The organism is Arthrobacter sp. S2(2024) (genome assembly GCF_036662515.1).
In the GTDB taxonomy this organism is placed as follows: domain Bacteria; phylum Actinomycetota; class Actinomycetes; order Actinomycetales; family Micrococcaceae; genus Arthrobacter.
The window spans coordinates 75,836-95,041 of sequence record NZ_JAYKZI010000005.1; the positions used below are offsets into that span (position 1 = coordinate 75,836).

Consider the following 19,206-nt stretch of genomic DNA (forward strand, 5'->3'; position numbering starts at 1 on the left):
CTTCGCCGGCTCAATCTGACCTTTTCGGTGTCAGGCGATACCCGACTCCCCGGACGGTCTGTAGAAATCGCGGCGATTGTGGATCTTCACGGAGCTTTCGGCGGAGGTTGCCGATGTGGGTCTCAACAGCCCGTTCGTCGGCGTCGCTGATGTACGCATCGTCGTCGTAGTAGTCTCCGCGGGCCGCCCTCACAAGGTCAGCGCGCGTCCGCACCTCGCCCTTGGCCCGAAGCAGGTCGTAGAGAAGATCGAACTCGCTTCGCGTCAGAGTCAGGACCGAACCTTGAAGCGTCACCATGCGTGACTTGTAGTTCAGGGCCAAGCCGTTGTGCCGAATCACCGCTCCATCGGGCCCGGCCGAACCACCGGCGTCGCCCGCACCGCCGCCCCCGCCCGCACCGCCGCCCCCGGCCGCACCGCCGTCGGGCACGTAACCCACGCGACCTTCCTCCGGCAACGCAAGCCTGCCCTCCGCAAGCCTGCCCTCCGCGCGAGGCCGCCGCATCATGGCGGTGACTCTGGCCCTCAATTCACGGGGCAAGAACGGTTTCTTGACGTAGTCGTCCGCGCCGGTCAGGAATGCCGTCAACGTGTCCGGCTCGTCGCGCCTGGCCGTCAGCATCACGACATATGCGTCGCTGAATTGCCGAATCCGACGCAGGACCTCGTGGCCGTCCATATCCGGAAGCCCGACGTCGAGTGTCACCACCGAGGCGTGGTGGTCCCGTACGACCTCCACCCCTTCGCGTCCGGTGGCGGCAGAATGCACCACAAATCCAGCTTCTTTGAGGATGGCGTCAACCAGATTTCGTACATCTTCGTCATCCTCAATGACTACAGCTACCCCAGGCTCGCTCATTGGACATCCTTGTGGGTGCACATCGCCGCACAGCCCAGCGCAATGCGGTAAATGCCACCCAAATACTCACGATACAAGCATTGAAGCCATCTGGCATCTAATATGTGGATTAAGCGCTGCTCCGAACTTCCAGTTGGATCGTTCGGGGCGTCGTATTGTGGTTCCTTGGGGGGAATAGTGGGCTCTGTGCGGTTCCTTCGGGAATCGCGTGGAGCAGTAATTGGTTCGCGAATCTCCAACGAAGGGTCTCGACTTTGAGTGAGCAGCCATTTTTCCGCGCGGCCGCCCGTTTCTTCAGGAAACTCACGCCTCGCGCCCGCCTGGCTGTCTGTGAATTGCCGCTAACGCTTATCATCGCGGGCTTGGCGATCGCAGCCCCAACCCTTTGGCCAGGCTTAATCCAAAATTGGTTGTTCGTCACCGGAGTCGTCCTCCACGGCATCCTGTTCCTGGGCTGTCTGCTGGTTCCATGGGAGAGATTGTCGCCGAGCGCGGGCCTGGCAATCCCTATTTTGGATTTTGTTGCCCTGTGGTTCACTCGAAATGGCGCCTTCAGCGCGGTACCGGGCCTCATCACGTTGGCTATCTTTCCCGTGATCTGGTTGTCTGCCTCGGGCATGCTTTCCAGGACAAGCCTGATCCTCAGCTTTGTGGGTCCTTTCCTCATCGCGATTCCGCCGGTCATTTCGCACATGCCCCGTCCGACGTCGTCAGACATTTCTTCAGTACTGCTTTTGCCCCTCATGATGTTTGCAATGGCAGTCTCCATTCGTCTGGCCGGTTCAAATGCCCGTCTGCAGCAACGGCGGGTAAGCCAGCGGGATCAGGCCCTGCGGCAATTGTTGGCCGCGAGCAGGGAGCGGGAAACGCTGCTCAAGACAATCCTGGACACGATCGACGTCGGAATTGTCGCCGTCGATTCGAAGGGCGAAACACTCCTGATCAACAACCAACAAAATGCATTCATAAAGATGGCAATGCCCGCGGAAGGCTCGCGGGGACCCGGGGAACAAGACTGGCTGGTTTTCGGCCAGGACCGGCGGACGCCAGTCCCACTTGAAAAGGGCCCTGTTCGGAGGGCCGTTCAAGGGGAAACATATTCCGACTATCTGCTGTGGTTCGGCGCCGGTGCCGGCCAACGGGCCATCTCAACCGCCGCGCGGGGTATGAAAAGCGAGCTCGACGACGGGTTTGGTGGTGCGGTGATCGTTTTCAAGGATGTGACGGATGTTGTCGATGCCCTTGCCGCCAAGGACGAACTGGTTGCCAACGTTTCGCACGAATTCGGTTCGCCGCTGACATCGATCCTGGGCAACATCGATCTTGTGCTCCGCGGCGACCAGGAGCTCCAACCAGCAACAAGGCTTGGCTTGGAAGTTGCGGAGCGGAATGCCGAGCGGCTCCGGGCCTTGGTGGAGGACCTGCTCTCGTCAGCCGCGGCAGTAGAGAGCGTGCATCTGCGGCGAACGGATTTGGCAGGGTTGGTCGAAAACAGCCTGGTTTCTGCTCGGGCGCAGGCCGACGCCGCGCACGTGGGCCTCGTCGCCGACGTTCCGGCACCCCTGTGGGCGAACGCCGACCCCTTGAGGCTGGGCCAGGCCTTGGACAATCTGGTATCCAACGCGATCAAGTATTCACCCGGTGGCGGACTCGTGACCATCAGGGCCGAGCGGAACGACGGTTGGGTCCAGCTCGAAGTGAAGGACACGGGAATGGGCATGACCACCGACGAGTCGGCCAGGATTTTCACCCGGTTCTTCAGGACAAATGCTGCCCGTCAAGCCGCGATACCCGGCGTCGGCCTCGGGCTGTCCATTACCAAGTCCATCGTGGAACGCCACGGAGGCAGCATCTCCTGCAGCAGCGAACCCGGTAGTGGAAGCACCTTCACAGTGGCGCTGCCGGCTGGCCAACCCCAGGAACCGTCACAGGCCGGCGCGCCCGCACTGTATTAGGCCGGGACTGTAGTGGGTCCGTTCCCGGACCGGGTAACTGCACGCGCCGGCAAGTAGTCAGCCGCGCAAAGTAGAGTACCCACTACTCGTGACCGGCCCCGGAGCCGCCAGATTGAATGGAACGCAGTTGGTCTCAATGCAGTTCCTGGTCTCTGGGGGTTATCCGTATGTGTGTTTCCTGCAATCCTGTTGTGTCCTTTCCGCGTCCCATGGTGAGGGGGGCAGTCCGTTGAGCGCGGGGATGGAATCCGCTTCCATGTTCGCCGGTTCGCTGCCCGGGCTCATTTTGATGGACCTGGGCCAGGCAATGGTGGTGGTTTGCGTGTGTTTCGACATGGTCCGTGCCATGTCCGTGCCACGGTCGCATCGGCGCTATGTCGCGAACACCATCTTCAAGACCCTGGCAGTGCCGTCGATTCTCGTCATGGGCGTCAGCGTGCTGGCCAAGGCGATCCAATGGAATTGGGCCGACGTGGCAATGGGCGTTTTCGTGATTGTGATGATCATCTTCCGCTGGCACCAAGACAAGGACGAGGACAGCTGGTGGAAAGGCAAAGGCAAGAAGCTGGCCCGCTGGGCGCGGAAGCAACTGACCCCGCGACCCGCCTTGATCCCGGCGTCGGCCTCAGCCTAAGCGCCCACCCCTCCCGACGCTCGCTCACCTTTGGGGTGTTTTCCGGCGACCCTCGCTCAGATGATCTGAGCGAGGGTCGCCGCATTTGGCCATATACGTGAGCGGGCGTCGGGGGAAAGGGCCATATATCTGAGCGAGCGTCGCTGTCGGTGCGCCGGGAAAGGTCCGTTAGTGCCCGACGGCGGCAGTCCCCGTTGCGCTGTCCTCCCGCCTTTGCGCCGTGCTCAGCCCAGACGCTCGCTCACCTTTGGGGTGTTTTCCGCCGACGCTCGCTCAGATGATCTGAGCGGGCGTTCCGGCATTTGGCCATATATGTGAGCGGGCGTCGGGGGAGAGGGCCATATATGTGAGCGGGCGTTCTGTTGCTCAGCCCTGCCCCGCCCCGCCCGGCCTGCTCCACCTGCTGCGTGTAGTGATGCAACGCTTGACGCATCTCGCGCCTTCCGCATATTCTGAACGAACGGTCGGTAAATATTTAGGAGCAACCATGGCATCGCAGAATCTGCAGTCTGTGCCCGCTGAGCTGTCCCCCGAAGAGCTTGAGCGGGAACGGGCCGGTCAGGCATATTTTGACCGCATCATCTCTGAGGATTCGCGCATCGAACCCCGCGACTGGATGCCGGAGGCCTACCGCAAGACCCTGCTCCGCCAGATCTCGCAGCACGCGCACTCGGAGATCATCGGCATGCAGCCGGAAGCCAACTGGATCACCAGGGCTCCGAGCCTCAAGCGCAAGGCCATCCTCATGGCCAAGGTGCAGGACGAGGCAGGCCACGGGCTGTACCTCTACTCGGCCGCGGAAACCCTCGGCCAGAGCAGGGACAAGATGACCAGCGACTTGATCGCCGGCAAGGCACGGTACTCATCCATCTTCAACTACCCCGCGATTTCCTGGGCGGACATGGGCGCGATCGGCTGGCTCGTCGACGGTGCCGCGATCTGCAACCAGGTTCCCCTGTGCCGCGCTTCCTACGGACCCTACGGACGCGCAATGGTGCGCATCTGCAAGGAAGAGTCGTTCCACCAGCGCCAGGGTTTCGAGATCCTCCTTGAACTGTCCAACGGCACCCCCGCCCAGAAGGCGATGGCCCAGGACGCCGTCAACCGCTGGTACGCGCCGGCGCTGATGATGTTCGGCCCGCCGGACGATGATTCCCCCAACTCCAAGCAGTCCATGGCCTGGAACATCAAGCGGTTCAGCAACGACGAGCTCCGCAGCCGCTTCGTCGGCATGATGGTGGAGCAGGTCAAGGTCCTGGGCCTCACGCTCCCGGACAAGGACATCCGTTTCAACGAAGAAACCAAGAAATGGGAGCACGGGCCCCTGGACTGGAACGAGTTCAAAGACGTTCTCGCCGGCAAGGGTCCCTGCAACGCGCAGCGGCTTGAGCGCCGGCGCGAAGCGCACGACGACGGCGCTTGGGTCCGCGAAGCGGCCGCCGAATACGCGCGCAAGCAAGCAGAAAAGGAAGACGCAGCATGACCACCCCAGCCCACGAGACCAACGAACCCCACGAGACCCCCTGGAGCCTCTGGGAAGTCTTCGTCCGCTCCAGCCGCGGCCTGTCCCACGTCCACGCCGGATCCTTGCACGCTCCTGACGCGGCCATGGCGCTGCGCAACGCCCGCGATCTGTACACGCGCCGCAACGAAGGCGTGTCCATCTGGGTGGTTCCGGCCGACGCTATTTCCTCGAGCGACCCGGATTCCAAGGGTTCCTTCTTCGAATCCCCGCAGGGCAAGGACTACCGCCACGCGACGTATTACACCAAGAGCGAAGGCGTGAAGCACCTGTGACCGCCCCTGCAAACGCAAACGCAAACGAAAACAACCCGGACTTCGCCATCGAGGGCCACGGCGACATCTCCGTCGGCGTCAAAGGCGCCGGTGCTTCCGGAGACGGTTCGGCAAGCGCTACGCGCATCACGCCCGGGAACGCCCTGCGCCCGGAGGACATCGCCCTTGAAATCCGCAAGGGACAAGTCAAGCCAAGCGAAGACGTCGCGGAGTACGCCCTGCGCATCGGCGACGACGGCTTGATCCTCGCCCAGCGCCTGGGCCACTGGATTTCCCGCGCACCCGAGCTCGAGGAAGACGTCGCCCTGGGCAACATCGCGCTAGACCAGCTCGGCCACGCCCGTTCCTTCCTCACCTACGCCGGAGCGGCGTGGGACAAGTCCGAGGACGATCTGGCGTACTTCCGCCGCGAGCACGAGTTCCGTTCCGCGCACCTGTTCGAGCAGCCCAACGGGGACTTCGCCGTCACCATCGCCCGGCAGTTCATCGTGAGCTACTACCAGTTCGAGCTCTACAAACGGCTAACCGGCTCGAGCGACAAAACCATCGCGGCCATCGCGGCGAAGGCCCTCAAAGAGGTCGACTACCACCGCGACCACAGCGCACAGTGGGTCCTCAGGCTTGCCGGCGGCACGGAAGAGTCCCGCCGTCGTATTGTCCAGGCTTTCAAGCTCGTCTGGCCATACGTGGAAGAACTCTTCGAAGACGACGAGCTCACGGCCCGCCTGGCGGAAAGCGGAGCAGGCGTGCAGCCTTCCAGCCTCCGCGCGGATTTCGACCAGCTCACGGGCGAGATCCTCGCCGAAGCCGGGCTGGACACAGAGCTCAGCCTCGAACGGATCCCGCAATCCTTGGGTGGCGGCCGCCAAGGCAAGCATTCCGAGCACTTGGGTTACCTGCTTGCCGAGATGCAGGTGCTTGCCCGCGAACATCCCGGTGCAAGCTGGTGACGGTGGACATGTTCGTTCATGACACCAGCGCCAGGACCGCGCAGGTCAAGACTCAGCAAACCGCCGAGCAAAAGGCCTGGGGGATTGCCGCCACGGTCTGCGATCCAGAGATTCCCGTCCTCACCATTGAGGATCTGGGGATTCTCCGGAACGTCCAACTGTTCGACGACGGCGGGCTGGTCCCTGCGGTCCAGGTCACCATTACGCCGACCTACTCGGGCTGCCCCGCGATGGACGCCATCCGCGACGACCTCAAGACCGCGTTCCACAAAGAGGGCTACCCGAGCGTCTACGTCGAGCTCGTCCTGGCCCCGGCATGGACCACGGACTGGATGACCGAGCACGGCAAGGCCAAGCTGCAGGAATACGGCATCGCCCCTCCGAGTGGCAGGGCGGCCGCCGGCGGCCACTCAGGCCCGGTAAGGCTCCAGCTCGCCGTGAAATGCCCCCAGTGTTCTTCGCTGAACACCAAGGAACTCACCCGCTTTGGTTCCACGTCCTGCAAGGCGCTCTTCGTCTGCCAGGACTGCAAGGAACCGTTCGACTACTTCAAAGTCCTGTAAGGAATCCGACATGCCCGTTGTCCGCCAGACCGCAGCCGAACAAGCGCAGGCCACCGGCCGCCGTCGTGCGTCTTTTCATTCCCTCAGTGTTTCGGAAGTCCGCCGCCTGACTGACGACGCTATCGAGGTCACGTTCGATGTCCCGGCTGAGCTCGCCGGCCAGTATGACTACCTTCCCGGCCAGTACGTGGCCCTGCGGACCACGCTTCCTGACGAGAGCGGGGAGCCGCACGAGGTCCGCCGCAGCTACTCCATCTGCGCAGAGCCGCGGAGCTTCGCGGACGGAAGCAGCGAGATCCGCGTGGCGATCAAGAAGGACCTGGGCGGCATCTTCTCCACGTGGGCGAACGCGGAACTCAAGGCCGGCGACACCCTGGACGTCATGAGTCCCATGGGCGCGTTCATTTCGAAGCATGGCAAGGACGGCAAGACTGTCCAGCAGAACGTCATGAACTCGATGAACAATCCGGAGAACATGGCCAGCGAGCTCTCCGACGCCGGTTCGTTCGTGGCCATCGCCGCCGGCTCGGGCATCACCCCGGTGATCGCGATCGCCCGCACGCTGCTGGCCGCGAATCCGGGCACGCGCTTCGACCTGATCTACGCCAACAAGGCCGCCATGGACGTCATGTTCCTCGAGGAATTGGCGGACTTGAAGGACAAGTACCCGTCGCGATTGGCGCTGCACCATGTGTTGTCGCGCGAACAGCGGATCGCCCCGCTCATGACGGGACGTATCGACGCCGAGAAGCTCCAGCAGCTGCTGGGCACGGCCATCCACGCGCAGGATGTGGACGAATGGTTCCTGTGCGGGCCGTTCGAGCTGGTCCAGCTGTGCCGGGATACCCTCGCTGCCCGTGGCGTGGAGCCCGAACACGTCCGCTTTGAGCTCTTCACCACCGGCCGCCCGGACCGCCCCGAGGGCAACGCCGGCCGGCCTGTTGTGGAGGACGAGTCGAAGGACACCTTCAAGATCACCTTCAAGCTGGATGGTTTGACGGGCGATGTCGCCAGCCCCACCCACGCGCGGGAATCCATCCTCAACGCGGCTTTGCGCGTCCGCCCGGACGTCCCCTTCGCGTGCGCCGGTGGCGTGTGCGGCACGTGCCGCGCCAAACTGGTCTCCGGGACGGTCAGCATGGACGAGAACTACGCCTTGGAGCAGGATGAGTTGGACAAGGGCTACGTGCTGACGTGCCAGTCCCACCCCACGAGTGAATCCGTCACGGTCGATTTCGACGTCTAAGGAATATACGAATGATCGAGCTCTCCATCGCCAACGGCATCGCCGAAATTGTCCTCAATGCCCCTGAAAAGCTGAACTCGCTGGACGAGGCGGCGCTCGCGGAACTGGATAGAGCGTACGACGACGCCGCTGCCGCCGCCTCCCGCGGGATGGTGCGGGCGCTGCTCCTCCGCGGAGAGGGCCGCGCCTTTTGCGCGGGACGCGACATTGCCGGGGTGACGCCGGAGAGCGACGACGCGAAGGCGTACTTGAACGGGCTCGTGGAGCCCCTGCTCAAGAAGATGGCAGCCTTCCCCGCCCCGACGTTCGCGGCAGCACACGGCGCGTGCCTCGGCGTCGGGCTCGGCCTGTTGCTCGCTACCGACGTGGTGTACGTGGCGGAGAACGCGAAGTTCGGTTCGCCGTTCGCCAAACTGGGTGCCACTCTGGACTCGGGCGGGCACTGGTACTTCACCGAGCGCCTGGGCATGCACCGGACCTTGGACCTCATCTACACCGCGGACCTGATCAGCGGCGCTGAGGCCGTGGCGCAGGGCATGTTCAGCCGGGTCATGCCGGACGACGCCTTGCTGGAGGCCACGCGGATCATCGTGGAGCGGGTCGCGGCGGGTGCCACCGGTGCGTTCACAGCCAGCAAGGAGCTCGTGGCCCATATCCGCGACCAGCGCCTTGGCTTGTGGGCCGCCATGTCCGAAGAGAACGACGAGCAGGCGCGGCTCTGCAAGACCGAGGACTACGCCGAGGGTTTCCGGGCGTTCCAGGAGAAGCGGGCGCCGGTCTTCAAGGGGTAGCTTGTCAGCATCCCGTCCCATACCTAGACTCTCTAGGTATGGGACGGAGTTCAGTGAACGGACAGCTTGACCTGCTGCTGCTCAGCTCGCTCGGAGCGGGCGAGGCTCACGGCTACGCGCTCATCGCGCGCATTCACGAGCGCAGCGGCGCGCGGATTGAGCTTCAGGAGGGCTCGGTCTACCCCGCGCTGCACAAGCTCGAGGCGGCGGGGTGCGTCGCGAGCCGCTGGGCGGACGACGACGGCGGCCGACGTCGCGTCTATGCGCTCACCGGGGCCGGACACGCCGAGCTTGCCCGCAAGGTGGAGGAGTGGAAAGGCTTCTCGGCGGCGGTGCGGGGCGTTCTTGGAGCAGCATCATGAACGCGGGGAACGGCGCCGGGGCCGAAGAGGGGCCCATCGACGCATACCTCGACGAGCTGTTCGGAGCTGCGCGCGACGGCGATCCCGCTGCCGCGCGCAGGCTTCTCGCTGAAACCGATGCGCATTTGCGCGAATGCGCCGCCCGGCTCCGTGGGCAAGGCTTGGACCCGGTGGACGCCGAACGCGAGGCCGTCAAGCGCTTCGGTCCGGTCAGCACCGTGACGCCGGTCCTGCGCCCGTCACTTCGAGATGTTGCCCGGCTGCCGTTGCGGGCGTTCGTGCGACCCTTGCTTGGCCTTGCGGCTGTGGGCGCGATCGCCGTCGGCGTGAGCGGCGTCGTATCGGAGCTGTTCGGCCGGATCTGGGGCGCGGGCTTCGTGGCCGGCGACCTCCCCGGCGTCGCCTACACGGCCGCCAGGTGCGCGGTCCTGCAGGCTCCTTACGCTGGCCTCGACTGCGCCCAGGCCGCTGCCGAGCACCATTGGGGCGAGGTGGTCGAATATCGGGTGGTCCTCGGGGTGCTGGGCCTTGTTCTCCTGCTCGTATGGCGGCTCCTTCCGCGCGACGCCGCGCTCCCGGCAGGCCTCGCGCCGTCGCTCGCGGCCGCGGCTTTCCTGCTCGCCGCCGCGGCGACCGGCGTCCAGGCCCTTAACGCCGCCGTCCAAGGCTGGCAAGGCACGGGCGCGTGGCTGAGCGCCGTCGTCGTCGCCTTGCCGCTCGCCGTAGTGTTCGCGGTAGCCGCCCTGCGCAGGATGCGCATGAAGCCCCTGGGTTCCTGAGGCCGCACGGTGGCGGGGTTTGATGATCCCCGGGCACGGGCAGCCGTTGTAGGCACAGGCCGGTGGATTGCCGCCTCCGATGCCGAGTCCCTGGTCCACGACGCCGCAGCCCTCTCCGCGGGACGGTCCACCTTCCTGGCGGATATCTTTGGCACCGGGCTTTTGACGCTTGAGGGCATGGCACCAGTAGTGGCCGCCCGCAGGAGTGCCGGACGCCCGCTACCGTTCTGTACGGATTCCCCCGAGGCACTCTTCCGGGCCGGCGGATGGAGGAACGCCGTGGTGGTCCAGGCCGGACAGCCCGCAGCAAACTTCGGCCGGCTAACCCGGACCCCGGAAGCCAGGGACGCAGGGCAGCAAAGCAATCTCCGCACCCACCTGGTGACCGCGGCCCTTTGAGGACGCGGCCGAACGCCGGGACGCAACGGTGGCGTTGCTCAAGCGGCCTGGAGTGTCACGCGACCTGGAGTTGCGTGAGATGGGCGTATCTCAGCGCCTTGGCTTGGTGGCGGAGTTTGCGCCGGCGTCTGGAATGCGACGGCGCGGTGTCGGGCGGGTCGGTTCCTAGTGGATTGCTGCCTGGCAGCGGCGGGGCTGTTGATTGGTAGTGGTGTCCGGTGGGGGTGCGGATGCCGAGGACGTGCCGTGTCGCGTGCTGGGTTGTTACTGCTCCGGTTTGTGCTGTCCAGCCGGGGAGTTCTTTGGTGTGGTTGCAGGCTTCGCACAGGCCCGCGCCGTTGGCCAGGCTGGTGGGTCCGCCGTCGTGCCAGGGGATGATGTGGTCGAAGTGCCTGATCGGTGCGTCGCAGTAGGGGGTTCGGCAGGTGTCGTCGCGGGCCTGGATGAAGCGCCGCAGCCCGGCGGGGAAGAACCGGGCCCGGGAATCGACGGCGACGAGTTCTCCGGTTCCCGGAGCGGTGAAGAGACGCCGGAGCCAGAGCTTGAAGTCGTGCGTCTCTTCGGCTTGGTCCTGGCCGGACCGGCCATCCTTGGTGTTCCCGCTGCTGCCGCTGAGGAGGTTCCGTGCCCAACCTGCGGGGACGATGCCGTAGCCGGGGAGCCGGGCGGGTTCGCTGTCGCGCTGGAAGAGGGTGCGGTCGGTCATGACGAGTTGGATGGCCACTCCGGTGATCCCGCCGGGGGTGCCGGTGGTGCGTTCGACCAGGGCGTCGGCCATGATTTGCCCGCGGCTGCGGGTGTCTCCGCCGGAGCGCAGGGTGTCGGCGTGCCGGCTCAGGGCCGCGTGCACGGCCACGCCCTGGGCGACGGGAAGCAGGGCGGTCAGGTAGGTCATGGTGTCCGGGGCCGGGCGCAAGCTCACGCGCCGCTCCGCCGCGGCACGGCTGGCGCGTTGCGTCACCGACCGGGGGTCCCGCCGGTAGGCGGCGGCCCGTGCGGCGGAGATGATGGCCTTGTCTCCGGCGCCGTCGAAGGCTCCCGTCTCGGCGGCCAGTTCCTCGTCCACCGCGCAGCGGTCTTCGGCGCTCAGGCAGGCTGTTTCCTTCACCAACAGGGTGGCCCGCCATTCGTTCAGCTGTCCCGAATCCAGCGCGGCCAGGGTATGCGGCATCTCAGTCACGAGGGCCTTCGCCAAACCCAGCAACCGGGATCCTTTGGCGGGGGACTCCCGCCGGGCCAAGGCAATCTGGGCCGCGACGCCGCGGCCGCGCTCGTCGGCGGGGACGCCCAGGTTCGTCTCGGCGCTGCGCTGGGCCGCATCGAAGGAGACGGCAATCCGGGCCTGCGCAGCCGCGGCCGCGGACTTCAGATCCTCCAGTGCCCGCAGCTGGTCGATCAGCTCGGCGCGGCCATCGGGTACCGTGCCGTTCGGGAGGGCTGGCCGGAACGAGGTCAGGGCATCGATCACGTCCCGTACCCAGGCACCCGACATCGGAGCCGCGCCGCCGACTGGCGAGCCCGTCCCCATCAGCTGTGTTCCCCGAATCCCTTCCATAACCAAAGCATCCCAGGGGGGTCTGACAATTTAGGGCCCAGAAAACCGCTTCCTCACCGAAAACCAGGAAAATTAGTAAAACTATTTCGGGACCGCAGATGTCCGCGTTGTGTATCGAACCACCTCAGCGGAGCCCGGAGGTCGAACTTGAACCTGGTGCTGGAGGCCGGGTTGCTCGTTGTGGGGATCTCGGCCAATTCGTTGGGAGTGCTCGCGGAGGGCGCGGACTACTTTGCCGATGCTCGTCTTGAGCGTCGCGATTCGAGTAGGCCCGGCTGTGCAAGACCGAGGACTACGCCGAAGGTTTCCGGGCGTTCCAGGAGAAGCGGTGCAGGTCGCCAGGGGGTAGGAAGGGTCCGGCCGCAAGCACTGGTCTGTTGAATTCGTGGGAGAAGTCCCACAGCTGCGTTCCGGAACCTAGCAGTGGGCCCGCACCCACGGATCCGGCGGTAACAAAAAAGCGCGCAGGTGCCCTCAGCCGCCCTGCTAAGTCGTAGGGGAGTGCTGTCGATTCCGTGCCCGGTGCAGCCGGTATTCGCGGGCGGTGATCCAGACGATGAAGATGTCGAAGGCTGTCAAAAGGACAAGGCCCCAGGAGAAGGCCACAACGATCCGGTAGCACTGGTAGACGATGAAGACCAGCAAGAACGCGATCATCCACGGATAGGCCCAGAGTTTGTCCTTCAGGACGGCCCAGACGAGGACGATCTTGACCAAGCCGTGGAGCAGTAGGTAGATCGCGCCGAACAGCGTCGCGGACCCTGAGAGGTTGGAGCTCAGGTGCACCAGGCTGTTCGCCAGGAAGTCGTGCGGATCCTGGGCGAGTTCGTGCTGGGTGAGGAACCCGACCAGATCACCGATTTGTTGAGGCGTGACCAGCAACAGGAGAACGCCGCCGATCAGTTCCAGGACGCCGTCCAGGCCCTTCAGGATGAGGCTCACGCGAAATGTCCGGTCGAGCAGGGTTGTTTCAGCTGGTTTCGTTTCCATCACACTTCCCTCCGCTACCTCAAGATACATTCTTTCTTATGCCCCTCTCTTCTGATCCCGCAGGAGTTTTCGCGATTGAAACACATGGCCTGAGCAAGCACTTTGGCAGGCATACCGCCGTCGACGGCTTGACCATGCGCGTGCCTCAGGGAGCCATCGCAGGGTTTATTGGCCCCAACGGGGCAGGCAAGACCACCACCCTTCGCCTGCTCTTGGGCCTGGTGCGGGCGGATGCGGGCAGCGCCACGGTTCTGGGCCACTCGCTCACTGAATTCGAGCGCTACCTGCCGCGCGTCGGGGCACTGGTGGAAGCGCCGGCGTTCTATCCGGGCCTTTCCGGGCGGACAAATCTGGAGGTGCTCGCCCGTCTTGGAGGCCATCCCGGTTCCCGCGTGAGCGAACTGCTGGAAGTGGTGGGACTCTCCGATCGGGCCCGTGACCGGGTAGGAACGTATTCACTGGGCATGAAGCAACGCCTTGGGGTGGCGATGGCCCTGCTGCCCGATCCGGAGCTCCTCATTCTCGACGAGCCAGCCAATGGCCTTGATCCCCTCGGCATCATCGAGATGCGCGAGATGCTGCGCCGTTTGGCCGGCCAGGGGAAAACCATCCTCCTCAGCAGTCACTTGCTCGGCGAGTTGGAACAGCTCACCGACTGGCTGATCATGCTCAATCAAGGGAAGGCCCTGTTCTGCGGACCGGCACGGGAGCTGTTCGCCGAACGCGTCGAGGTAGTGGTCGAAGCCCAGGACTCGGTCCAGTTGGATCTGGTGGCCCGGATCGCGGGCGAGGCCGGTTATACGGTCACGCGGGAGGATCAGGCCTTGCACATCGCCTGTTCTGCCGGTTTTGCCGAGACCTTGAACCGGCAGGCCAGGGAGGCTGGCGCGCCGGATCTGACCATCCGAGTGAGGGAAGCCAGCCTGGAGCAACTGTTCCTGGCTTTGCTGAAAGGAGACCGCTCATGATTTCCGTGATCCGTGCGTTTCGCAGCGAAGTGCTCAAGTTCCGCCGCTGGAGTGTTGTGGCGGTCGCGGGGGCGATGCTGGTGGTGAGCACCTTTATTGCTTATCTGACGTTCCACCAGATCGCATCCGGAGCCACCGGCCGGGAGATGACCGGCCTGATTGCCGCGTTCCCCACACCCCAGGGATTGGTCTCGATCATTGGCCAGGCCCGCTCCGTGATCATTGCCATCGCGCTGGTGATGGTGACAGCCAATCTCGCCGCCGAATGGTCGCAAGGCACGCTGCGCAACTTGTTGGTCTGTGAGCCGCGCCGCCTGCGCTGGTTGGCAGGCAAAATGCTGGGGCTGGTACTTTTTGTGCTGCTCTCGATGCTGCTCACCTTGCTCATCAGCGGCACGTTCATCCTTGTCGCTGCTCAAGGCCAAGGGATTCAGACCGCCGCCTGGACCTCTCCGGAGGGGTTGCAGGTCTTCCTGGCGTTCCTGGGCAATGAGGTGCTGTGCCTCGTCGGCGTGAGCGCCCTGGGCATGGTCATCGCGGTACTCACGCGTTCGGTCGCGGCCGGCGTCGGGATCGGCCTGGCCTACATCCTGGTGGTCGAAGGCATCATCGCGGTGGTATTGCCGCAGGTCAGCCAGTGGTTCCCGGGCCGGGTGTTCAACACCATCGTGGGGACCACCGTGCCCCTGGTTGGCCCGACCCCTCTCCAAGGTTATCCGGCAGCCGTAGGTGCAGCGCTCCTGTGGATTGTCGGCTTCGTTGTGGTGACCGCCGTCGTGTTCCCCCGCCAGGACGTCAAAGCGTGACAGAAGAAGCAACCTCCGGCGTCGTCGGCAACGAGCGCCTCACCGCCCTGACAGGGGCCGTGGTGCTGGTGCTGTCGGTGGCCGAGATCGCCACCGTTCCCACCCTGGGCAGCCTGATCGTGGCGCACTTCTTCATTGGCGTGCTCCTGGCCGGCCCGGTGGTGGCCAAGACGGCCAGCACCGGCTGGCGGTTCATTCGCTACTACACGCGGGATCCCGCCTACCGTCGCAAGGGTCCGCCTCGGCTGCTTCTGCGCCTGACTGCTCCGCTGCTCGTCGTCTCAACGCTTGTGCTGATTGGCAGCGGTATCGCCTTGGCCATCACCGGCCCGGCTCCCGAGATCCTGATCCGGGTGCACGTTGTCAGTTTCCTGTTCTGGCTCGCCACCCTCGCAGTGCACGTCTTCGCGTACGTGAGGCGGGTACCTGGGCTCATAGCCGACGACTGGCGGCGCCGCACCGTCAAGCAGGAGCGCGGGAAACCGGAGCCCGGGGGACGCCGGATGCGGCTGGCGGTCAACATCGCGGTGCTCGTGCTGGCCGCGATCTCCGCGGTAATGCTTCTGCCGACGGCCGCACCATGGGAGGGGTGGCGCGGTCAGGCCGTGACCGGGCCTGGGGTCCTCGCCGTCGCGGTGTGCATCGGGACCGCGGTCGCGGTGATGCTCAAGCGCCGCTAGAGGCGGAAGCAACACCCTCGGCGCCGTGCCCCGCGTCATCGAGTCCATTCCTTGGATGTCCGATTACAATCTGCTTACCCGCTGGTCCCGCCGCGGACCCAGCCACCGCGCCAACCGCGGCGGGGACAGGAGAATTCCATGAATGATGGGCCCCACCGCCTGCGCGGCGGAAGACGCGCCGGAAGACGCGGCGGAACGCATGCCGGATCACCCGGCGGGGAGGCAAGCTCTCAAGGTCCCCGACATATGCGCCACAAGTCCCGGCGCAAGTCCGTCCTCCTGATCTCGACGACGGCGGTCGCGGCGACCGTGGCCCTGGCGGCCGCCGTCGTGGTCACGTATGTGGGCGCGACGGCGGTTGCGGTCAACAATAACGTCCACCGATCGGATGTCCTCAATGACCTGAAGTCGCAGCCCCAGGCGGTGCCGAAGCTGAGCCAGGACACGAACATCCTGATCATGGGCCTGGATACGAGGGTCGACGAGAAGGGTAAGCCCCTTCCTCCGGAGATGTATGACGCGCTGCACGCGGGGGATGAGAATATCGGCGGCTACAACTCGAACGTCCTGATGCTCATCCACATCCCCGCGGACGGTTCCAAAGCCGCAGGAATCTCGATTCCCCGGGATGACTACGTCCAGGTGGACGGCATCCCCGGAAGCGGCCCGTTCAAAGCCAAGATCAAGGAGGCGTACGGTTACGGTTTCGCGGCAGAGAAGACCTCTCTGATCAACGCGGGAAAGCCCGACGACGACGCCACCTACCAGGCGGCCCGCGACGCCGGGCGCAAGGCCGAAATAGCGACCGTGACCAAGTTCCTGGGCAGCGTGCACGTCGACCACTTCCTCGAAGTCACCATGGCCGCGTTCTACCAGACGGCCCAGGCTATCGCGCCCATCACCGTGTGCGTCAACCGGGCCACCCAGGACACCTTCTCCGGGGCCGACTTCAAAGCGGGCATGCAGCAGATCGACGCCAAACAGGCCATGGCCTTCGTGCGGCAGCGTCGGGACACCACCGATCCGACGTACCTCTTCTCGGACCTGGACCGCGAACGCCGGCAGCAGGCCTTCATCGCCTCGGTCTCCCATCAGCTCAAGGACGCCGGGACCTTCACCGACATCGGGAAAATGCAGGGTGTCCTGGATGCGGTGAGCAAGAACATCGTGGTGGATTCGGACTTGAACCTGATCCAGCTTGCCCAGCAGGCAACGTCCCTGACCGGGGGCAACATCTCCTTCTCCACCCTGCCGATCACAGGCTTCGGCACCTCCCCGGATGGCGCATCCATCAACACCGTGGACGTCAAGCAGGTGCAGGCGACCGTCAAGGAACTCCTTACTCCGGTCCCGCTGGCTCCCGCACCGACGACGACGGCGACCGCGACGGCGGCGACCACCTCGCCGGCGGCACCCGCACCCGAAGCGCCACCCGCCTCAGGAGCTGCAGCACCAGCCACTCCGTCGGCACCTGCAAGCAACGTCTACGCGGATTCCACCGGGGCCCTCCAAGGCGGGGCCATCGCCTGCGTGAAGTAGCGGAGTGGTCGTGAGGTCAGGGCACTATGACCACCCGGACGCTTATGTGAGACGGATCTGGCGATTTGCATCGGTGTAGAGCAGGTAACGGAACTTGCCCGGGCCTCCTGCATAGCAGATCTGCGGGCAGAAGGCGCGCAGCCACATGAAGTCACCGGCCTCGACCTTCACCCAGTCGTCGTTGAGCAGATAGACGCCGTTGCCTTCGAGGACGAACAACCCATGTTCCATGGCTGGTGTTCCGGCGAACGGGATTGAAGTGCCAGGCTCGAAGGTCACGATGTTCACGTGCATGTCATGCGCGAGGTCGTCGGGATCCACGAATCGAGTCGTGGCCCAGCTGCCGTTGGTACCTTGCATCTGGCTGGGCTCCACATCCTGATCGCGGGTCACAAAGGACGTGGCCGTGTAGCCATCCGCCGGTTCGTAGGCCTTACGGATCCAGTGGAAATTTGCGATGCCGTCCGAATCGTTCCTTACGGACCAGTCGGCCCCGGCTGCGATATACGCGTAACTGCCTTCCTCCAAGATATGCAGTTCGCCGTCGAGCGCCAGGGTAAGCCATCCCCTTGTCAGGAAGAGGACCCCTTCGACGGCGGCTTCCGGCTCGGGCTTCCGCGAACCGCCGCCTGGTCCCACCTCGACGATTAGTTGGGAAAACCGTGTCGCGAAACCTTCGATGGGGCGTGCGATGATCCAAGTCCGTGTGTTCTCCCAGCCGGGGAGAGTGCTGGTGACTGTGTCTTTGAGGACGCCCTTGGGTATGACGGTATAGGTGTCCTTGACCATGGCCCGGTCCTTTGGGAGCTGGGCTTGTGGAATGGCGCCTTCGGGGTGAAATGAGTTGGCCATCTAACTGCGCGTCCCTGCAGCCTGCACGGCAAGGTTCCCGGCATTGATCGGGCCGCCTTCAGCTGCGGGCTTGTCTCCGCTGAAGGCACGGAGCATGGCTTCACGGTCGAACTGCCCCTCCCACTTGGCGACGACGAACGTCGCAACGCAGTTGCCCAGCAGGTTCACGACGACGCGCATGGAGTCCATGAGGCGGTCGGCTCCGAGCAGGAGAGCGACGCCGGCCACAGGGAAGATCCCCAATGCGCCCGCCGTCGCGGAGAGTGCCAGGAAGGCCGAACCCGGGACGCCTGCCATGCCCTTTGAGGTGAGCATCAGAATGCCCAGGGCGGCCAGTTGCTGCCCGAGATCCAAGTGGTGGCCGAAGGCCTGGGCAAGGAACAAGAGCGAGATCGACAAGTAGATGGCCGCACCGTCCAGATTGAAGGAGTAGCCGGTGGGGACCACCAGGCCGGCGGTGGAGCGGGAACAGCCGGCGTCCGTCAGCTTGGTCATGATCCGCGGCAGAACCGACTCAGTGGACGCGGTGCCCAGAGCCAGGAGGAACTCCTCGCGCGTGTACTTGATGAACTGCCACAACGGGACCCGGACCAGGCCCCAGGCGATCACGAACAGCAGGCCAATGAACACGATCGCTGCACCGTAGCAGGCCACGATGAGCAAGGCATAGGTGCCCAATGTGCTCAGTCCATACTGGCCAATGATGAACGCCATGGCACCGAAGGCGCCGATCGGGGCCAGGCGCATCACCCAGCCCATGATCTTGAAGAAGACCTCCAGGATGGTGTCCAGGACCTTCATGACAGGGGCACAGCGGTCCTTGCCGATCACCACTATGGCCGCGCCGAAGAAGACAGAGAAGCACAGGACCTGGAGGAGGTTGTTGCTCGCGAAGGCGCCGATCACGCTCGTCGGGATGATGCCAAGGATGAATTGTCCGGCGTCGCTGGGCGGAGCGGTGCCGGTCTTAGCCTTCAGGGCGTCCTGGCTTAGGGTGCTCGGGTCGATGTTGAGCCCCGCACCGGGCTGGACGATGTTGGCCACCACGAGGCCGAAGGCCAGAGCGAACAACGTGGCCCCGGTGAAATACAAGAGCGCTTTGACTCCCACTCGGCCCACGGCTTTGACATCGCCAACGGCCGCGATCCCTGTGACGATCACCAGGAAGATCAGCGGCGCGATGATCATCTTGATGAGCTGGATGAACCCGTCACCGAGCGGGCGTAGTCCTGCCCCGATTGACGGCCAAAGATACCCGATCAGGATGCCGGCGACGACGGCGACGAAGATCTGGAAGAACAGGGACTTGTGCAGCGGTTTCTTGATGGCGGCTGCCTGCGCAGCATAGGTGTCGAGTTTCATGGCGAAGCCAATCCTCATGCGGAACCAGAGGTCCGCGGCCGAAATTCAAGGGACCCCTCCAACGTAGGGGAGCATTGTTTCCAGCCTGAAACGAATGTATTAAACTATCGGAACCTTGA

20 protein-coding genes are annotated in these 19,206 nt (G+C 64.5%); 15 read left to right on the forward strand and 5 right to left on the reverse strand.

Going from position 1 to position 19,206, the window contains the following annotated elements; all coding sequences use genetic code 11:
* Positions 1–10: 10 nt before the first annotated feature.
* A complete protein-coding gene (locus VLA65_RS12565) occupies positions 11–859 on the reverse strand; it encodes a response regulator transcription factor (protein ID WP_332602687.1) in 849 nt (282 codons plus the stop codon).
* 410 nt (positions 860–1,269) lie between these two features.
* Here VLA65_RS12565 and VLA65_RS12570 point away from each other — a divergent pair, with 410 nt between their 5' ends.
* The 11 genes from VLA65_RS12570 to VLA65_RS12620 all read left to right on the forward strand — a co-directional run bounded on the left by VLA65_RS12570 (position 1,270) and on the right by VLA65_RS12620 (position 10,335).
* The gene (locus VLA65_RS12570) at positions 1,270–2,814 is read left to right on the forward strand and encodes a sensor histidine kinase (protein WP_332602688.1); all 1,545 of its coding nucleotides are present in this window, start codon (positions 1,270–1,272) and stop codon (positions 2,812–2,814) included.
* Between the two features lie 241 nt (positions 2,815–3,055).
* Complete coding sequence (locus tag VLA65_RS12575) at positions 3,056–3,448, forward strand: hypothetical protein (RefSeq protein ID WP_059389568.1); 393 nt, start codon at positions 3,056–3,058, stop codon at positions 3,446–3,448.
* 487 nt (positions 3,449–3,935) lie between these two features.
* Positions 3,936–4,931, forward strand: coding sequence for a 1,2-phenylacetyl-CoA epoxidase subunit PaaA (gene paaA / locus VLA65_RS12580; protein ID WP_284990027.1), 996 nt, complete (start codon positions 3,936–3,938; stop codon positions 4,929–4,931).
* Entirely contained in the window at positions 4,928–5,245 is a 318-nt protein-coding gene (paaB, locus tag VLA65_RS12585) for a 1,2-phenylacetyl-CoA epoxidase subunit PaaB (RefSeq protein ID WP_284990026.1), read from the forward strand. The genes paaA and paaB overlap by 4 nt, the downstream gene beginning before the upstream one ends.
* Positions 5,242–6,195 (forward strand): 1,2-phenylacetyl-CoA epoxidase subunit PaaC, encoded by a 954-nt coding sequence (paaC, locus tag VLA65_RS12590; RefSeq protein ID WP_332602689.1) that lies wholly within the window; start codon positions 5,242–5,244, stop codon positions 6,193–6,195. Before paaB ends, paaC begins: the two co-directional genes overlap by 4 nt.
* Before the next feature lie 8 nt (positions 6,196–6,203).
* Positions 6,204–6,758, forward strand: a complete 555-nt coding sequence (gene paaD / locus VLA65_RS12595) for a 1,2-phenylacetyl-CoA epoxidase subunit PaaD (RefSeq protein ID WP_059389572.1) — start codon at positions 6,204–6,206, stop codon at positions 6,756–6,758.
* A 10-nt stretch (positions 6,759–6,768) separates the two neighbouring features.
* Complete coding sequence (gene paaE / locus VLA65_RS12600) at positions 6,769–8,004, forward strand: 1,2-phenylacetyl-CoA epoxidase subunit PaaE (RefSeq protein ID WP_307053684.1); 1,236 nt, start codon at positions 6,769–6,771, stop codon at positions 8,002–8,004.
* Positions 8,005–8,015: 11 nt separating this feature from the next.
* Positions 8,016–8,795 (forward strand): enoyl-CoA hydratase/isomerase family protein, encoded by a 780-nt coding sequence (locus VLA65_RS12605; RefSeq protein WP_284990023.1) that lies wholly within the window; start codon positions 8,016–8,018, stop codon positions 8,793–8,795.
* 38 nt (positions 8,796–8,833) lie between these two features.
* Positions 8,834–9,157 (forward strand): PadR family transcriptional regulator, encoded by a 324-nt coding sequence (locus tag VLA65_RS12610; protein ID WP_332602690.1) that lies wholly within the window; start codon positions 8,834–8,836, stop codon positions 9,155–9,157.
* A complete protein-coding gene (locus VLA65_RS12615) occupies positions 9,154–9,936 on the forward strand; it encodes a hypothetical protein (protein WP_332602691.1) in 783 nt (260 codons plus the stop codon). The genes VLA65_RS12610 and VLA65_RS12615 overlap by 4 nt, the downstream gene beginning before the upstream one ends.
* A 9-nt stretch (positions 9,937–9,945) precedes the next feature.
* Positions 9,946–10,335: a hypothetical protein gene (locus VLA65_RS12620; RefSeq protein WP_332602692.1), complete on the forward strand. Its 390-nt coding sequence runs from the start codon at positions 9,946–9,948 to the stop codon at positions 10,333–10,335.
* A gap of 55 nt (positions 10,336–10,390) precedes the next feature.
* On the opposite strand, the gene VLA65_RS12625 is transcribed toward VLA65_RS12620, so the two are convergent.
* Positions 10,391–11,863, reverse strand: a complete 1,473-nt coding sequence (locus VLA65_RS12625) for an HNH endonuclease (RefSeq protein WP_332602693.1) — start codon at positions 11,861–11,863, stop codon at positions 10,391–10,393.
* 513 nt (positions 11,864–12,376) lie between these two features.
* A complete protein-coding gene (locus tag VLA65_RS12630) occupies positions 12,377–12,880 on the reverse strand; it encodes a DUF2127 domain-containing protein (RefSeq protein ID WP_332602694.1) in 504 nt (167 codons plus the stop codon).
* A gap of 38 nt (positions 12,881–12,918) precedes the next feature.
* Here VLA65_RS12630 and VLA65_RS12635 point away from each other — a divergent pair, with 38 nt between their 5' ends.
* From VLA65_RS12635 to VLA65_RS12650, 4 genes are all read left to right on the forward strand, one after another.
* Positions 12,919–13,848, forward strand: coding sequence for an ATP-binding cassette domain-containing protein (locus VLA65_RS12635; RefSeq protein WP_332602695.1), 930 nt, complete (start codon positions 12,919–12,921; stop codon positions 13,846–13,848).
* Positions 13,845–14,654, forward strand: coding sequence for an ABC transporter permease (locus VLA65_RS12640; protein ID WP_332602696.1), 810 nt, complete (start codon positions 13,845–13,847; stop codon positions 14,652–14,654). Before VLA65_RS12635 ends, VLA65_RS12640 begins: the two co-directional genes overlap by 4 nt.
* Complete coding sequence (locus tag VLA65_RS12645; protein WP_332602697.1) at positions 14,651–15,334, forward strand: hypothetical protein; 684 nt, start codon at positions 14,651–14,653, stop codon at positions 15,332–15,334. Before VLA65_RS12640 ends, VLA65_RS12645 begins: the two co-directional genes overlap by 4 nt.
* Positions 15,335–15,580: 246 nt before the next feature.
* Positions 15,581–16,873: an LCP family protein gene (locus tag VLA65_RS12650; RefSeq protein ID WP_332602698.1), complete on the forward strand. Its 1,293-nt coding sequence runs from the start codon at positions 15,581–15,583 to the stop codon at positions 16,871–16,873.
* Between the two features lie 42 nt (positions 16,874–16,915).
* Here the strand turns inward: VLA65_RS12650 and VLA65_RS12655 are convergent, their stop codons facing one another.
* Together VLA65_RS12655 and VLA65_RS12660 are read right to left on the reverse strand one after the other, a co-directional pair.
* A complete protein-coding gene (locus VLA65_RS12655) occupies positions 16,916–17,725 on the reverse strand; it encodes a bifunctional allantoicase/(S)-ureidoglycine aminohydrolase (protein ID WP_332602699.1) in 810 nt (269 codons plus the stop codon).
* On the reverse strand, positions 17,726–19,087 hold the full coding sequence (locus VLA65_RS12660) for a cation:dicarboxylate symporter family transporter (protein ID WP_332602700.1): 1,362 nt from the start codon (positions 19,085–19,087) through the stop codon (positions 17,726–17,728). It abuts the gene before it with no gap.
* Positions 19,088–19,206: the final 119 nt, after the last annotated feature.

Bases quoted from the DNA above. Each gene is read 5' to 3' on its own strand.
- VLA65_RS12605 (WP_284990023.1), top strand. From the start codon at position 8,016: ATGATCGAGCTCTCCATCGCCAACGGCATCGCCGAAATTGTCCTCAAT.
- paaE (WP_307053684.1), top strand. From the start codon at position 6,769: ATGCCCGTTGTCCGCCAGACCGCAGCCGAACAAGCGCAGGCCACCGGC.
- VLA65_RS12640 (WP_332602696.1), top strand. From the start codon at position 13,845: ATGATTTCCGTGATCCGTGCGTTTCGCAGCGAAGTGCTCAAGTTCCGC.
- VLA65_RS12650 (WP_332602698.1), top strand. From the start codon at position 15,581: ATGCGCCACAAGTCCCGGCGCAAGTCCGTCCTCCTGATCTCGACGACG.
- VLA65_RS12615 (WP_332602691.1), top strand. From the start codon at position 9,154: ATGAACGCGGGGAACGGCGCCGGGGCCGAAGAGGGGCCCATCGACGCA.
- VLA65_RS12610 (WP_332602690.1), top strand. From the start codon at position 8,834: ATGGGACGGAGTTCAGTGAACGGACAGCTTGACCTGCTGCTGCTCAGC.
- VLA65_RS12660 (WP_332602700.1), bottom strand. From the start codon at position 19,087: ATGAAACTCGACACCTATGCTGCGCAGGCAGCCGCCATCAAGAAACCG.
- VLA65_RS12635 (WP_332602695.1), top strand. From the start codon at position 12,919: ATGCCCCTCTCTTCTGATCCCGCAGGAGTTTTCGCGATTGAAACACAT.
- paaA (WP_284990027.1), top strand. From the start codon at position 3,936: ATGGCATCGCAGAATCTGCAGTCTGTGCCCGCTGAGCTGTCCCCCGAA.
- paaB (WP_284990026.1), top strand. From the start codon at position 4,928: ATGACCACCCCAGCCCACGAGACCAACGAACCCCACGAGACCCCCTGG.
- VLA65_RS12625 (WP_332602693.1), bottom strand. From the start codon at position 11,863: ATGGGGACGGGCTCGCCAGTCGGCGGCGCGGCTCCGATGTCGGGTGCC.
- VLA65_RS12630 (WP_332602694.1), bottom strand. From the start codon at position 12,880: ATGGAAACGAAACCAGCTGAAACAACCCTGCTCGACCGGACATTTCGC.
- VLA65_RS12565 (WP_332602687.1), bottom strand. From the start codon at position 859: ATGAGCGAGCCTGGGGTAGCTGTAGTCATTGAGGATGACGAAGATGTA.
- VLA65_RS12575 (WP_059389568.1), top strand. From the start codon at position 3,056: ATGGAATCCGCTTCCATGTTCGCCGGTTCGCTGCCCGGGCTCATTTTG.
- paaD (WP_059389572.1), top strand. From the start codon at position 6,204: ATGTTCGTTCATGACACCAGCGCCAGGACCGCGCAGGTCAAGACTCAG.
- VLA65_RS12655 (WP_332602699.1), bottom strand. From the start codon at position 17,725: ATGGCCAACTCATTTCACCCCGAAGGCGCCATTCCACAAGCCCAGCTC.